The following is a 15,033-nucleotide window of genomic DNA, read 5'->3' as shown; positions in this document are numbered from 1 at the left end:
CACTCTTGTCCCCATAGAAAAAACACCTCCACGTCTTATTTCGGATAACAACGATCCGTTTTCAAACTTGAAGGTGTTTTTTATTTGTCTCATCTTATGGGGTCAGTCCCAAGCCCTCAGTGCTTTTCATATGTCATTATGATACTTGCTGTTCTACCTTTACTCGTTTAATGAAGAAAGCGATGACTAAGCCAACGACGGTCATGATGACAGCAAAGATAAATGCATGCTGTACGCCATTTGTAAAGGCTAGCAGCTGATTCACCGGATTTGCCGGATCAGCGACATTTTTCATAAAACTGCGGGCACCTGATGAAAGGATAGAGATACCGACCGCAGTACCAATTGCTCCTGACACCTGTTGCAGGGTATTCATAATCGCTGTTCCATGCGGATATAGCTCTGGTGGGAGCTGATTTAATCCGTTTGTTTGTGCAGGCATCATGATCATAGCGATTCCTACCATTAAGGTAATATGAAGGGTCACAATATATCCAATCGATGTATTCACACTTAAATTCGTGAAGCCAAACATCGTCGCTGCGACAATGACAAGACCTGGGATTACAAGCCATTTCGGTCCAAACTTATCAAATAGACCACCCATGATTGGAGATAGGAGTCCGTTGATAATTCCACCCGGTAACAGCATTAAACCAGCTGTAAATGTTGAAAGCGCCAAGGATGTTTGCAGATATAATGGCAAAATCATCATAGCAGAAAGCATCACCATCATACACACTAAGATCAGAAGTAACCCAATGACAAACATCGGATATTTAAATGGGCTTAAGTTAAGCATCGGCTCTTTCATATTCAGCTGTCTAAGGGAGAACACAAGAATACTAATCACACCTACAACAATCGCCACGATGACATGCATGCTACTCCATCCACCGCCTTCACCGGCACTACTAAAGCCATACACAATTCCACCGAAACCAATAGTTGAAAGCACAATCGATAGGATGTCGATTTTCGGTCTAGTTGGTTCCGTAATATTTTGCATAAAGATATAACCAAATACCAGTGCAGCTATTAATAACGGAAGCGAAATCCAAAAAATCCAATGCCATGTCAACGATTTAAGAATAAGACCGGAGACCGTTGGACCTACTGCTGGTGCAAACATGATCACAAGGCCAATAATCCCCATGGATCTGCCTCGTTTATGAGGCGGAATGATCACCAATATCGTATTAAACATCAATGGAAGAAGCAATGCGGTTCCAACTGCCTGCACGACACGTGCAACCATTAAAATACTAAAGACTGGCGCAACCGCAGCAATAAATGTTCCGATGATTGAAAATATCAACGAAGTAATGAAAAGCTGTCTTGTTGTAAACCATTGAAGAATCAGTCCTGAAATCGGTACGAGAATACCCAGTGTTAATAAATATCCTGTTGTCAGCCACTGAGCGGTCGTCGCTTCAATTCCAAAGTCTAACGTTAAACTCCTCAGTGCCATGTTTAGTGCCGTTTCACTGAACAGACCAATAAATCCAGCTGTAATAAATGAGATAATAATGGGCAGCGTTCTAATATCAGAAGCTGCTGCTTGCTGTTTGCTCATATTAAGTTGGCTCCTTTTCTTTTTTCAGTTTAGATGAACCATAGGAAGTCAGGCTGGTCAGAAATGAGCCACTTCAATGTCTATTGAAAGACGGATAAAACCTGTCTTTCTGCAGCGAATTGAGCAATTTCTTCGATTGAATAGCCAGATTCATGTATATAAAACATGAGTTCAGGCGTCATTGGAGAGGACATACATAATGTCGTCAGCTCAATATCCTGTATGTTCGCTTCCCCTTTTTCTTTCGCTTCCTTCAGCAAATCACGAATGATTTGTTTAAGCGATTGACTGTAATGACAATCATATACTTTACTTGTCTGCTCTAAATTTCCAGAAATCGTGAGCATCCGAATCCAGTCTAAATGGTGCCCGACTATGAGATGGATCTCCTCGAGAACATAACGTAAACGATCTCGAACAGGTTGATCACTTATTTTGCTCAAGTAAAGACGCAAAGCAGGGATCAGTCGTTCAAACCTCTCTCCAAGTATAGAAAGACACAAATCACTTTTATTTGCATAGCGGCGGTAAAGTGTCCCTTGCCCAACACCAGCGGTTTTCGCAATTTTATGCATGCTGACATTTTCTACGCCAAACTCTTGAAACAAGGAGAAAGCGACCTCTTCAATTTCCTTCCCAATATCCTTTTCCATGATGCTCACCTTCTTTACCTTCATCCACATTGCACACATCTCTATATATTTCAAATTAAGACTCTTTAGGTTGTTAGGACAATTGTCCCGATATTATCTTACGGACAACTGTCCGATTTGTCAATCACTATTTTTTACTCATGATCCTTCTCTCTATTCTATTAAATGAAAATTGCTGTTTATCATTATTTAGACCGATTTTCCATTTTGAGAGAATCATGTATCATCAATAAAGAAAGCGTTTTCAAAAAAGGGAGAGGGGAATGCCTACATGTCTTACCGTGTGAAACGAATGTTGCTGCTGCTTGTCACTGGATTATTCATGAGTTTGTCCACATTTACTGCTGCCTCAGCACAAACCGGTGGATCGTTTTATGAACCTTTTAACAACTATAATACAGGGTTATGGCAAAAAGCCGATGGGTACTCGAATGGAAACATGTTTAACTGTACATGGCGTGCCAATAATGTCTCCATGACGTCATTAGGTGAAATGCGTTTATCGCTCACAAGTCCTTCCTATAACAAGTTTGACTGCGGGGAAAACCGCTCCGTTCAAACATACGGCTACGGGCTTTATGAAGTCAGCATGAAACCAGCAAAAAATGTAGGGATCGTTTCTTCGTTCTTTACTTATACGGGTCCAACTGATGGTACGCCTTGGGATGAGATTGACATCGAATTTCTAGGAAAAGATACCACAAAGGTACAATTCAACTACTATACCAATGGTGTAGGAAATCATGAAAAAATCGTCAACCTTGGTTTTGATGCAGCAAATGCTTATCACACCTATGCATTCGACTGGCAGCCAAACTCAATTAAATGGTATGTCGATGGACAATTAAAACATACCGCCACCACTCAAATTCCTCAAACACCAGGAAAAATTATGATGAACCTGTGGAATGGTGCAGGTGTCGATGAATGGCTCGGCTCCTACAACGGTGTTACACCACTCCATGCACATTATAACTGGGTGCGTTACACAAAAAGATAACATCACCAGAAAACCTGTGACAAGTCACAGGTTTTCTTCATCTCTCAATTCTTCAGATGTGAATGGAATAAAGATGATACTGCCTTGTGACCTCAAAAAACCCTCTGTCATTTAAATAGAACTGGTTTTGAGTTGATGAACCAGCTTTTTTTCATAACTGTGGATAATATCTTCATAACTTTCTATTTTGAAATCTAATCGTTTAATCGTCTCTTCCATTTCCTTATGTTTTTCTAAGAGTCTTTCTCGTTCATTAACCAAAATGCTTTTCCGTGAAGACAATGTATGATCATCTCCCTCAATAAATAAAGCCGTATATTCTCTGAGCGCATCGATTGAAAGACCTGCATTTCTCATACATTTGATAAATTCAATCCATTGAATATCATCCTCCGTATAATCACGAATACCGTTCTCATCACGTCTGATTGGTCTAATTAAACCAATGTTCTCATAGTACCTGAGCGTCGCAGTGGACAATTCAAGCTGTTTTGCGGCTTGTGCTATTTTCATTGTTTTCACCCTTCTCTTCTTTCTTTCACCTTATCATCTCTCCCTTTCCTCATCATCTCCATTTTGATAAAGAAAACAAGATGCTTTTGGCTCAATTCGTATTAAGGATGAATTCGTTACACCGGAGGATTCCATCTTGACTTAGAGTTCACTTTAAGACGTACAGTATAGGGGAAGAAACGAATTTCACTTTTGAAAGGATGATCAAGAATGTGTCAGACGCACCAATCACACGTTTTAAGTGTTTCACATGCAAAAGCGAACTTTGAACGGACAACCATTGAACGAAGAGCCCTTCGTCCACATGATATTTTAATTGATATTCAATTTAGCGGTATCTGTCATTCAGATATCCACAGTGCATTCGACGAATGGGGAGGCGGCATTTTCCCAATGGTTCCAGGGCATGAGATCACTGGGGTCGTTGCAGCTGTAGGTGATGCTGTCACGAGGTTTAAGATTGGAGATCGTGTAGGAGTCGGTTGTTTTGTAGATTCCTGCGGTACCTGTGAATATTGTCAAAATGGAGACGAGCAGTATTGCACGAAAGGGGTCGTCCAAACGTATAACAACCTTGACTATGACGGGGAACCGACTTATGGCGGCTATAGTCAGAAGATTGTCGTGACTGAACGATTTGTCATCAGCATTCCTGATCAACTGCCTCTTGATGCCGCAAGTCCTCTTCTCTGTGCTGGCATTACAACTTATTCACCGTTAAAGCACTGGAAGGCAGGTCCTGGCAAAAAGGTTGCCATTGTCGGAATGGGCGGGCTCGGCCATGTCGCCATTCAATTCGCACGCGCACTTGGTGCTGAGGTGACTGTTTTGAGCCGCTCTTTGAATAAAAAAGAAGAGGCACTGTCGTTTGGCGCAAAGGACTATTTTGCCACAAGTGATCCCGATACATTTAAAACACTAGCCGGTCAATATGATGTCATTCTGAATACGGTCTCTGCCAATATCAACGTGGACGCCTATTTGTCCTTACTTCGTGTGGACGGAACCTTGGTGAACGTTGGTGCACCACCTGAGCCAGATCAATTCCACGTCTTTTCATTAATCACCGGTCGTCGCAGCATGGCCGGATCACTCGTTGGCGGCATTCAGGAGACTCAAGAAATGCTTGATTTCGCAGCTGCTCACAACATCTCGCCACAAATTGAAGTGATCAACGCAAACCAAGTCGATGAAGCCTATAAACGCGTACTCAAAAGTGATGTCCGTTACCGCTTTGTCATTGATATTTCAACCTTATGATCGAATTCATTTTAAAAGACTAGCCTCATTGGCTAGTCTTTTGATATTTCAACCATTTATCACGATGTCCTCATGAAGATGTGGATATCCTGTTCAAACGTTTATTGATTATTATCGCCGTTTTCGTGATATTAGGGTTTCCTTTCATACGAGATACAAAAAAGTAGTGATTGCTTTAGGCTGTATCTGTTTACTGATCATGATCACGTTAAAAAACCACATATGAGTAGTGGCGGAATAAATAAATGATTCTCTCAAAATCTGATCCGAAAATATTGACACCAAATAAATAATCATGTTATTATTATAAATTTGATTATTTTACCTCGATTTGTGGTATCCTTAAAGTAGGTACTTAATATGGAGGTGGATGATATGTTTCAAATTGGTGATAACATTGTGTATCCAATGCATGGAGCAGGTATAATTGAAGCCATAGAAGAAAAGGAATTCTCTGATGAAAAACAACAGTATTATGTCATTAAGATGTCCGTTAGCCATATGAAAGTGATGATTCCAACAAGGAAGATGTCGAGATCAAGTATAAGACCCGTTACAGATGTACTTGCATTAAAGAACATTATACACATTTTTCAGAATGGAAAATCAGATAAATTATTGCCGTGGAAAGAAAGATATAAAATCAACACGAACAAAATAAAAACTGGCGACATACAAGATGGCGTCGAAGTTGTACGTGACCTCATGCGAATGAAGAAAGAAAAAGCACTGAATGCAAGCGAAAAGAAAATGCTTGACGATGCTTATGGGTATTTGCTTAGTGAGCTTGAAGTCATCGAAGGAATTACTGAAAAACAAATAAACAGTTTCTGTTAAGATTCTCTACCTTCTTCCCCATTTTCGAATACATTTCTCTACGAACAAATTCCCTCTCTTTGAACTCAGTAAAGAAAAAGAAATTATTTAGGCAAATTCCGCATTTTGTCAATCCAATATGCTATACTGTTGATAAACCTTTGAAGCATGAATTTTTTTACGATTACCTTGTAACATCTCCCTACTTGCACGCTGAGTAGGGTTTTTTATTGAAGAAATAAGAGAAAGCATAAAAAAAAGGCCCTCTAGAGAGAACCTGTTTTTAGAAAATGAAGATTAAGCTTTTTGAACGTTAGCAGCTTGAGCTCCACGAGAACCTTGCTCAACGTCAAATGTTACTTTTTGACCTTCGTCTAAAGATTTGAATCCGTCACCTTGGATAGCAGAGAAGTGTACAAATACATCGTCTCCTTCTTCACGTTCGATAAATCCAAAACCTTTTTCTGCGTTAAACCATTTTACTGTACCTTGTTCCATGTTTGTTGCCTCCTAGTGCGTTTACCACACAATGTATTATACTATCCTTGCCCAAAGTATCCTCAAGACGAAAAGTCTATCTTCATGCTATCCTTTACGCCGAACAAAAATAATTAATCTTATTATAGCATGATTCGGAAATAATTGCAATTTAGGATTTAAAAGAAGAAAATCAACGATCATACTTACTTTTGTTCTTCTCAGACTTTAAGATATTTTTTCTACAAAATGGGCTTTCAATCATGAAAGGAATAAAACAAGTTCATAACGTCATTCCATTTTTCAGAGTTTATTTAAAAGTGATTAATAGCGAAACACTACTGTACTCTTAGAAAATTCAAGTCATTTTTATTTTAGTTAAGATTAGCATCTTTATTCCTATCAATTCTTAAAGTTACTATAAGACTAGCTACGCTGGCTAAAGTTCCTGCAACAGAAACAGCAATTGTTAAAAAATCTGAAATAAGAAATCCTATTGGAATGAGCCCCAGAAAAGATAGCACAATAAAACATTGGTATACACTAGATATAGTTCTCACAATCAAGTGACTGAAAAAGGACATCACTAACGGAGGAATGAATAAACATACCAATATTCCAATTGATATTATTAAGATGTGAGGCTGATCAAATGAAATGACATTATCGCCAGGGGAATTTTTGGCAGCCACTAGCAAAACAACTATAGACATCATGAGAGTAAGTAAAACTAGAGAAAACCTTTTTATCATGTTATAACTCCTTTGGTTGATCTTATGCGACTTAATTTCTTTTATCAAATTATCTCATTATCACCTTTATTTAACAATATAAAAGATGAATGGACAACAACCCCATCATGACTGACAACTATTCTTTAGAGGATAGTAATTAAGATTTCACAGCTAAGATAATTTGATGTGGAGTCGTTCATTCAAAAGAGAAACTTATATTAAAATCGACCGGGCACGTTTCCACCCAGCATACAATCGATGTATCTTGTGATCTCTTTCTATAGAATTTAACAGTACTATGGTTGAGCCTTATTTAAATTTACAAATAAGATATTTGAATATGTTTACATCCTTCCTACAGAAATGACCAGAGCTAGACGTCAAATGGATATTTTGACAGGAAAAAAGAGCACATCATCGAACACCCAGAATGAGAAAAATGAACCCAAGAATAAAAAAAGAGGAGTAAACTCACGTTTTACTCCACTAACTTTGTCTCTTCATCTTTTGCTTCTTCATAGTCAGTCTAGTGTTTTCTTTGATAAACCAAGACGATCATTTTCACCGTTCATTGGCAGTTCATTGATTTCTTGATACGCAGCACCCATTTTCTCACAATAGGTGTATGATGTCAGTTACGCAAAAGGAAGATTAAACGCAAATTGAACTATATTTGCGCACGTTATAAAGCTTTATTATTGTATTACTTTGTTTCTTCAATATAAAATTCCGAGAGGAAAAATCAAATGAATCCTTTGTTGTTAGATGTTCCATTACAATTAGAAACAGAAAGACTAATTCTTCGAGCACCACTCCAAACAGGAGATGGGAAAATTGTAAACCAAGCTATAAGGGATTCCTTTTCTGAATTAAAAGCGTGGTTGCCATTTGCTCAAAAACTTCCCACTGTTGAGGAAACAGAGATAAATTTAAGACTTGCCCATATAAATTTTCTAAAAAGAGAAAGTTTTCGTTTTCTTATTTTTAAAAAAGGTACCAAGGACTTTATTGGAATAACTAGCCTTCAGGGGATTGACTGGGACATACCTAAATGTGAAATTGGATACTGGGGAAATACCACATTTAGCGGGAATGGGTATATGATAGAAGCAGTTAAGAAATTAGCTGACTTTGGGTTAAACAATATCAAATTTAGAAGAATTGAAATAAGGTGTGAATCAACAAACGTTAAAAGTCGTGCAATCCCCGAAAAACTTGGGTTTGTATTCGAAGGCACTTTAAGAAATGATGATTTATCCGCAGATGGAAGCAAGCTGACCGACACTTGTTTTTATTCCATAATCAAGTAACATTACACGCTTAAAATAACGGATGCGTTATTAAAACAAAAAAAGGCATAACATATTTTATATGCTAATATACTATGCCCTTTTATCTTTTAACTATATACTTTTGCAGAAAAATCAGACCACCTACTAAAAGTAAGTGGTCAGTTTTGGTCACAAAATACATCCTGTTCAAAAGACAAAAAATACCAAGGTACTCAAAACCCTTGGTATCATTGATGCGGCCGAGAGGACTTGAACCTCCACGGGGTTGCCCCCACTAGGCCCTCAACCTAGCGCGTCTGCCATTCCGCCACGACCGCGTGTATGATGTGCTCATATATTCATAAGTGCACTGTTTGAAAAAACAATGCGGGTGAAGGGACTTGAACCCCCACGTCATAAAGACACTAGATCCTAAGTCTAGCGCGTCTGCCAATTCCGCCACACCCGCGTGACAATGGTGAGCCATGAAGGACTCGAACCTTCGACCCTCTGATTAAAAGTCAGATGCTCTACCAACTGAGCTAATGGCTCATCTGCTATGCAGAAAAACATATATAAAAAAATGGCTGGGCTAGCTGGATTCGAACCAACGCATGACGGAGTCAAAGTCCGTTGCCTTACCGCTTGGCTATAGCCCAACGAATCAATCAATTAAACAAAACATGACCCGTACGGGATTCGAACCCGTGTTACCGCCGTGAAAGGGCGGTGTCTTAACCGCTTGACCAACGGGCCATACAATAATGGCGGAGAAGGAGGGATTTGAACCCTCGCGCCGCTTACGCGACCTACACCCTTAGCAGGGGCGCCTCTTCAGCCACTTGAGTACTTCTCCATTATGGCTCCGCAGGTAGGACTCGAACCTACGACCGATCGGTTAACAGCCGATAGCTCTACCACTGAGCTACTGCGGAATAATAAGACATGTTTCATTATATCTATGCCAGAAAAATGTGTCAAGCATTTTTAAGCGTTCATTCCTGCTCCATTTGCGACGGCTTTTATAATTTAACATATACTAATATAACAGTCAAGCCTTTTTCCCTTCCTTTTTGTTTTCTGTTTGTACATGGCAGAAAGACCCCGACCTCTCAAAGGGAGACCAGAGCCTCCTTGATGTAGCCATCCTTAAGGGTTTACGATAGCTTAAATTTTCGCATCCACTTGTAAAAAGTGCTTCTTGGCACCCCCGCTAACCTTGCTGCTTCTGACACATGACCTTTCGTTTTGTGCAGTGCCTCTATCACCATTTGCTTTCGAATATGTTCCCTATATGTTAGTTCTTTTGAAATCTCGTGACCCTCTGCTGAATACAGCTTCTTCTTTTTCTGGTCAAGTGCCTCTAATACCTCAGCATATTGAGACGGCCCAATCCTTCCTCCTTCAGGAAACAATACCCTTATATGTTCAAACAGATTAAAAAGCTCGCGTATGTTTCCCGGCCAATGATACTCCTGCAACCTCTGAAAAAATGAGTCAGGAAACTTCGCATTCCACTGATGTTTCTTTTGATAATAACGGTATAAATCAGGGATGTCTTCCTTTCTTTCCCTGAGTGGCGGGATGTTGATTGGATAGACATGAAGACGGTAGTACAAATCTTCTCGTATTTTCCCTTCCTTCAGCAGTTCATTCATGTTCCGGTGTGTCGCTGTAATGATTCTAATATCCAAAGGGATTTCGTGTGTCCCGCCGAGCGGTACGACTTTCCTTTCTTCTATCACCCTAAGAAGCGCTACTTGCATCGCATATGGGATTTCGCCAATTTCGTCTAAAAAGAGTGTTCCTTTATGAGCTTGTTCAAATTTCCCTTTAGCTCCATGACGTTTTGCCCCTGTAAAAGCCCCTTCAGCATAGCCAAATAATTCGCTTTCTAACAGGCTTTCAGGAATGGCTCCGCAATTAACAGCAATAAACGGCCCTCTATGCCTTTCACTGGCTGAGTGAATGGCTCTAGCGGCCAGTTCTTTCCCCGATCCTGTTTCGCCCCAAATATATACATTGGCATCTGTTTGTGCTGCCCTTTTCATTTCGCTGAGCGTCTGTTGAAATACCTTACTTGTTCCGGATTCCCCGGGAAATTGAGCAAAAGAAACAGTTATGTTGCTTTTCACTGCTTCTTCAAGAGAAAGGGACATGCCTAGCATCTTTCCATCTTGCTCTGATTGAATGATCTGCTTTCCCCGAATAACAAATGGATGACCCTTAAGCCGCTCAACATTCATTCCGTACCAGTTTGAAAATCGTTCCCTGATTGGTTTGCTTGCAGAAACAATTTGCTTTTTCTCATTACAAACAACATACGGTGCATCAGCTTCCACCTGCTGGAGACAATGGCTGATCAGCTCCATCTCTTTCCTTTTTTGTTGAACTTGAATGTCTCTTTCTATAGCATAAGCAGCCGTTGCAGCCATTCCAAGCATAAAAGGATGCCTTTTGTCCGCCATACAGGAGATATCTATGGCTCCTATGATCGTACCGTCTGCATCCCGAATTGGTGCAGCTGAACAACTCCAATGGTGAGAAGCGATGGAAAAATGTTCAGTCCCGTTGATCGTCACAGCCTCACCGATGACCAGCGCAGTTCCAATAGCGTTCGTTCCTACATCTGCTTCAGTCCAACGCGCGCCCTCAACAAAATTAATTTTACTTGCTTCTACCAGCGTCCTTTGGCTTCCTGTCAGGCTTAGCACATATCCATCTGCATCTATGAGTAAGGCCATCATGTCTGATTCTTTTAATTGTTGACTGATTTTATTTAAGTAGGGAAGAGCGGCATCTAAAAATAATGAGTATTTCTTTTTTTGAACATTGAACAATTCCTTTTCTAACATCGACTGGCCTTTATCTAAATACGGGTTTACATTTGCCTTTTTACATCTGTGCCATGACTCCATCACTCTCTTATTCAGACGAGATCTGTCAAGCAAACCTTCTCGAACAAAACGTTTCCATGTATTCAAATAGCAAGGCGTCGGATTCATTTCATCCTCTCCTCTGGGGGGCTTTTTATTCATTATAGATAATTATAAAAGCGCTTTCAATAACATTGGCTACCCCAAGAACACATCAAGATAGATGTTGAGAAGTGCGTTTCTCTTTCAGCAGTGCACCGCTCGTCCACTTGTTTGCAGCAAGGCTTCGTGAATCGCCTCTGAAAGAGTCGGATGTGCAGCAATATATTGCTCTAATGTATCAACGGTCAACTCTGTATGCATCATGACTGCTGCTTGTCCAATCAGCTCTGTTGCATTTGGCCCGATGATTGATACTCCTAAAATCTCTTGGTATTGCGGTTCTACAATGATTTTCACCTGACCGGCCGGTTGATTTAGAATCAATGCTTTTCCATTTGCGGAAAATGAACATTTCCCTATTCGAATATCTTCATATTGATTTCTAGCTTTCTCTTCATTTAAGCCAACACTGGCGATTTCTGGGGACGTATAGATGCACCTAGGAATCACTTGTTCATTGACCTTTACATCTTCGCCTGATGCATGTGAGGCCGCAATCGTGCCTTCATGAAAAGCAACGTGAGCAAGCTGTACTCCTCCTGTGACATCGCCGCACGCATATATATGGGGGAGATTGGTTTGCATATGCTCATTGACATTGATCCCGTTCCTGTCATATTCAATGCCAATCTGATCAAGATTCAATTCTCCAAGCCGCGGCTTTCTGCCAATTGCTACTAAGCAAAGATCAGACTGGATTTCACACCGCTCACCATGTTTTCTCTCAATCACCACTTTCCTTGAGGTTGAATCAAGCTGGTTGACTGCAGCCGATGTCAAAATGTCCACACCTGCTGCTTCAAGTTGATCGTGAAGACATTGTGCAATATCGTCATCTTCTTCAGGTAAAATGTGTACCGACTGTTCAATCATAACAACCTTTGTCCCCATTCTGCTAAAAATGCTTGCGAACTCACACCCGATCACCCCACCACCAATGATACAAAGCGAATCTGGTATCGAAGGGAGCGACATTGCATCCTTGCTGTGAATCAACCATTTCCCATCAAATGGCGCAAAAGGTAAGGCAGCAGGCTCTGCCCCTGATGCAATGATGATTTGTTTTGCTTGAATGATTTCAGACTCCCCTCCACTTTCAATCAAAATCTCATGTGCAGAAAGAAATGCCGCCTTTCCATTCAACACGTTGATTTTGTTTTTATTCATCAAATAGCGAACGCCATCAGTCAGTTGCTTGACGACTGACTGTTTCCGTTTTTGAACGGAATCCCATTGGATGATGGGCTTCTTTCCTGGAAGTTCAATTCCAAAATGCGCAGCTGACTTCACATGCTCGTACATATCGGCGCTTTGCAAAAGCGATTTGGTTGGAATACATCCTTCATTGAGACAGGTTCCTCCCAACTGGCCTTGATCAATTAACACAACCTTCCTTCCAAAACGAGCGGCTGTAATTGCCGCCACATACCCTGCAGGTCCGCCTCCTATAATAACTAGTGTCATCGTATTTTCCTTCTTCCTATAAAAGAATGGATACTGGTTTTTCTAAATATGCTTTTACAGATGATAAAAATGCGGATGCTGGTGCCCCGTCCAGCGCACGGTGGTCAAACGTCAGACTGAGCGGAAGGATACTGCCTTTGCACAATTCATCATCTTGATAAATAGGGGTTTCATACATTGTGCCGATGCCTAGGATACCTGCTTCCGGCGGATTCAAAATCGGAGTGAAATGCTCAACACCATAGGCACCAAGGTTGGTGATCGTAAAGGTAGAGCCTTCGATTTCATCGTGAAGTAGTTTGCCTTCACGTGCTTTTTTGCCATACAATTTGATGTTTTTCGCTAGCTCAATGAGCGATAGTCGCTCCGCATGTCGAATAACCGGCACAGCCAAGCCGTTATCTAAAGCAGCTGCTATCCCAAGATGAACATACTCAAAAGTTTCCACTCTTTCATTTTGATATTGACTGTTCATCTCAGGATGTTCTAGTAATGAAAGGATCGCTGCTTTGGCTACAAAATCGGTCATGGTCAATTTTGTATCGTGACGTGCTATGGCTGTTTCGTTCAACTGAGGTTGTAATTTTGTCAGTTTTGTCACGTCCGCTTTCATCGTAATTGTTAGTTGTGCACTTGTTTGCAGACTTTTCATCATCCGTGAGGCAATTGTTTTCCGCATCATGTTGACAGGTTGATGGTCTGTCTTATTGTTTTGTGTCTGTTTTTCTTTCTGATCAGGAAGTGCCTGAAGCACATCCGCTTTTGTAATTCTACCGTCTGGTCCGGTTCCCACCAGCGTGTCAATGTCCAGATTTGCATTGTTAGCAATTTTACGAGCAACAGGGGAGATTTTCTTTCTCTCTTTCTTTGGTTTTGTCGGCAACCCTCTTTCTTCTTTCTTTTCTTCAACCTGTTCATTTCCCTCACCGATATAGCAAATGACCGTGCCAGGTGGGACACCTTCTCCCTCAGGCACTTTGATTTCCAATACAGTGCCTTCAGCAGGTGACTCAATCTCCATCTCAATTTTTTCAGAATTGATACTTGCAATGCTTTCCCCTTTGTTTACGCTCTCTCCGACTTGCTTATTCCAGACAGATACCGTGCCTTCTTTCATCGACATGCCCAATTTCGGCATCACAACCTCGACAGCCATCTTTCTCTCTCCTTTCTTTAGTTCAATATCTTGTCTTGATTCTCACCAATCATTTCTAATACGGTGCTCACAACCTTATCAGGTGTCGGCAAATAGATATCTTCAAGAGGTGGTGAAAACGGAACCGGTGTATGAGGAGCCGTCACTTTTTTGATTGGAGCATCGAGTAAATCAAATCCTTTATCAGCAACCAAGGAAGCGATATCTGCGGCAATTCCGCATCTTGGATTTGCTTCATCCACAATGACAAGCCGATTTGTTTTTTCTACCGAAGCCAGAATAGCCTCTTCATCAAGTGGAGACAGGCTTCTCGGATCAATGACCTCAGCCTCAATTCCTTGAGCAGCTAACTGTTCTGCCGCTTTGAGTGCTGTATGAACTTGTTTGCCTACTGCGAAGATGGTCACATCTGAGCCTTCTCTCTTCACATCTGCTTTGCCAATCGGCAGTGTGTAGTATCGCTCTGGAACATCTCCTGTGATATTGTACAGCGTCTTGTCTTCGAAAAAGATGACAGGGTCCTGGTCCTCAATTGATGCCAGTAGTAAACCTTTGGCATCGTATGGCGAGGAAGGCACAACCACTTTCAATCCAGGAATGCTCGTAAATAGCGCATACAAACTTTGAGAATGCTGAGCGGCTGCTCTAAAACCCGCCCCGTGTGTTGTTCTAATGGTGACGGGCACCTCCGCTTTTCCGCCAAACATGTATCGGAATTTTGCCCCTTGATTCAGCACTTGGTCCAGACAGGTACCGATAAAATCATTAAACATGAGTTCCGCAATTGGTCTTAGCCCTGTTGAAGCAGCTGCCATGGCAGCACCGACATAGCCAGCTTCACTAATCGGCGTGTCAAGGACTCGCTCACGTCCAAACTCCTGAACGATTCCTTTTGTGACACCGAGAACACCGCCCCATGCTTCATCATCCTGCAAGTGATCCACATGAGCGCCTCCTGCAACATCTTCCCCCATTAAAATGACATCCTCATCTCTTCTCATCGCAAGTTTGATCGCTTCGTTCAATGCACTAGACATGCTGATTTCTCTTGTCATTTTCCTTTCCCCTTTCTGAT

General features: G+C 41.1%; 13 protein-coding genes and 7 tRNA genes. 4 read left to right on the top strand and 16 right to left on the bottom strand.

What is annotated here, in order from left to right; translation table 11 throughout:
- Window positions 1–136: 136 nt before the first annotated feature.
- Both ACSLGF_RS16820 and ACSLGF_RS16815 read right to left on the bottom strand, forming a co-directional pair.
- The gene (locus tag ACSLGF_RS16820) at window positions 137–1,576 is read right to left on the bottom strand and encodes a DHA2 family efflux MFS transporter permease subunit (RefSeq protein WP_456007311.1); all 1,440 of its coding nucleotides are present in this window, start codon (window positions 1,574–1,576) and stop codon (window positions 137–139) included.
- An 80-nt stretch (window positions 1,577–1,656) separates the two neighbouring features.
- On the bottom strand, window positions 1,657–2,229 hold the full coding sequence (locus ACSLGF_RS16815) for a TetR/AcrR family transcriptional regulator (RefSeq protein WP_456007310.1): 573 nt from the start codon (window positions 2,227–2,229) through the stop codon (window positions 1,657–1,659).
- Between the two features lie 271 nt (window positions 2,230–2,500).
- Between ACSLGF_RS16815 and bglS the strand changes: the two genes are divergently transcribed.
- Entirely contained in the window at window positions 2,501–3,229 is a 729-nt protein-coding gene (gene bglS, locus ACSLGF_RS16810) for a beta-glucanase (RefSeq protein ID WP_456007309.1), read from the top strand.
- Window positions 3,230–3,340: 111 nt separating this feature from the next.
- Here bglS and ACSLGF_RS16805 read toward each other — a convergent pair whose 3' ends face one another.
- A complete protein-coding gene (locus ACSLGF_RS16805) occupies window positions 3,341–3,742 on the bottom strand; it encodes a MerR family transcriptional regulator (protein WP_456007307.1) in 402 nt (133 codons plus the stop codon).
- 210 nt (window positions 3,743–3,952) lie between these two features.
- On the opposite strand from ACSLGF_RS16805, the gene ACSLGF_RS16800 reads away from it, so the two are divergent.
- Both ACSLGF_RS16800 and ACSLGF_RS16795 read left to right on the top strand, forming a co-directional pair.
- Window positions 3,953–5,002, top strand: a complete 1,050-nt coding sequence (locus ACSLGF_RS16800; RefSeq protein ID WP_456007306.1) for an NAD(P)-dependent alcohol dehydrogenase — start codon at window positions 3,953–3,955, stop codon at window positions 5,000–5,002.
- 375 nt (window positions 5,003–5,377) lie between these two features.
- Window positions 5,378–5,839 carry a CarD family transcriptional regulator gene (locus tag ACSLGF_RS16795; RefSeq protein WP_456007304.1) on the top strand — a complete coding sequence of 154 codons (462 nt, stop codon included), beginning with the start codon at window positions 5,378–5,380 and terminating at the stop codon, window positions 5,837–5,839.
- Window positions 5,840–6,115: 276 nt separating this feature from the next.
- Here ACSLGF_RS16795 and ACSLGF_RS16790 read toward each other — a convergent pair whose 3' ends face one another.
- On the bottom strand, window positions 6,116–6,316 hold the full coding sequence (locus tag ACSLGF_RS16790; protein WP_034324611.1) for a cold-shock protein: 201 nt from the start codon (window positions 6,314–6,316) through the stop codon (window positions 6,116–6,118).
- A 353-nt stretch (window positions 6,317–6,669) separates the two neighbouring features.
- Complete coding sequence (locus tag ACSLGF_RS16785; protein ID WP_456007302.1) at window positions 6,670–7,047, bottom strand: hypothetical protein; 378 nt, start codon at window positions 7,045–7,047, stop codon at window positions 6,670–6,672.
- A gap of 728 nt (window positions 7,048–7,775) precedes the next feature.
- Here ACSLGF_RS16785 and ACSLGF_RS16780 point away from each other — a divergent pair.
- The gene (locus tag ACSLGF_RS16780; protein WP_456007300.1) at window positions 7,776–8,339 is read left to right on the top strand and encodes a GNAT family N-acetyltransferase; all 564 of its coding nucleotides are present in this window, start codon (window positions 7,776–7,778) and stop codon (window positions 8,337–8,339) included.
- 216 nt (window positions 8,340–8,555) lie between these two features.
- On the opposite strand, the gene ACSLGF_RS16775 is transcribed toward ACSLGF_RS16780, so the two are convergent.
- The 11 genes from ACSLGF_RS16775 to ACSLGF_RS16725 form a co-directional block, all read right to left on the bottom strand.
- A tRNA-Leu gene (locus tag ACSLGF_RS16775) sits at window positions 8,556–8,638 on the bottom strand.
- A gap of 48 nt (window positions 8,639–8,686) precedes the next feature.
- Window positions 8,687–8,769 (bottom strand) — tRNA-Leu (locus ACSLGF_RS16770).
- Window positions 8,770–8,776: 7 nt separating this feature from the next.
- Window positions 8,777–8,852: transfer RNA gene (locus ACSLGF_RS16765), tRNA-Lys, on the bottom strand.
- Window positions 8,853–8,884: 32 nt separating this feature from the next.
- Window positions 8,885–8,959 (bottom strand) — tRNA-Gln (locus tag ACSLGF_RS16760).
- 25 nt (window positions 8,960–8,984) lie between these two features.
- Window positions 8,985–9,056 (bottom strand) — tRNA-Glu (locus ACSLGF_RS16755).
- Window positions 9,057–9,065: 9 nt separating this feature from the next.
- Window positions 9,066–9,156, bottom strand: a tRNA-Ser gene (locus tag ACSLGF_RS16750).
- A 4-nt stretch (window positions 9,157–9,160) separates the two neighbouring features.
- Window positions 9,161–9,235 (bottom strand) — tRNA-Asn (locus tag ACSLGF_RS16745).
- Between the two features lie 222 nt (window positions 9,236–9,457).
- The gene (locus ACSLGF_RS16740; RefSeq protein ID WP_456007298.1) at window positions 9,458–11,305 is read right to left on the bottom strand and encodes a sigma-54-dependent Fis family transcriptional regulator; all 1,848 of its coding nucleotides are present in this window, start codon (window positions 11,303–11,305) and stop codon (window positions 9,458–9,460) included.
- Window positions 11,306–11,422: 117 nt separating this feature from the next.
- Window positions 11,423–12,802 (bottom strand): dihydrolipoyl dehydrogenase, encoded by a 1,380-nt coding sequence (gene lpdA / locus ACSLGF_RS16735; RefSeq protein WP_456007296.1) that lies wholly within the window; start codon window positions 12,800–12,802, stop codon window positions 11,423–11,425.
- Window positions 12,803–12,818: 16 nt separating this feature from the next.
- Window positions 12,819–13,958 carry a dihydrolipoamide acetyltransferase family protein gene (locus ACSLGF_RS16730; protein ID WP_456007294.1) on the bottom strand — a complete coding sequence of 380 codons (1,140 nt, stop codon included), beginning with the start codon at window positions 13,956–13,958 and terminating at the stop codon, window positions 12,819–12,821.
- Window positions 13,959–13,975: 17 nt separating this feature from the next.
- A complete protein-coding gene (locus ACSLGF_RS16725; protein ID WP_456007292.1) occupies window positions 13,976–15,013 on the bottom strand; it encodes an alpha-ketoacid dehydrogenase subunit beta in 1,038 nt (345 codons plus the stop codon).
- Window positions 15,014–15,033 lie beyond the last annotated feature (20 nt).

The sequence above is a fragment of the Bacillus sp. A015 genome (genome assembly GCF_053851875.1).
This window is presented reverse-complemented; position numbering and strand designations above follow the sequence as displayed.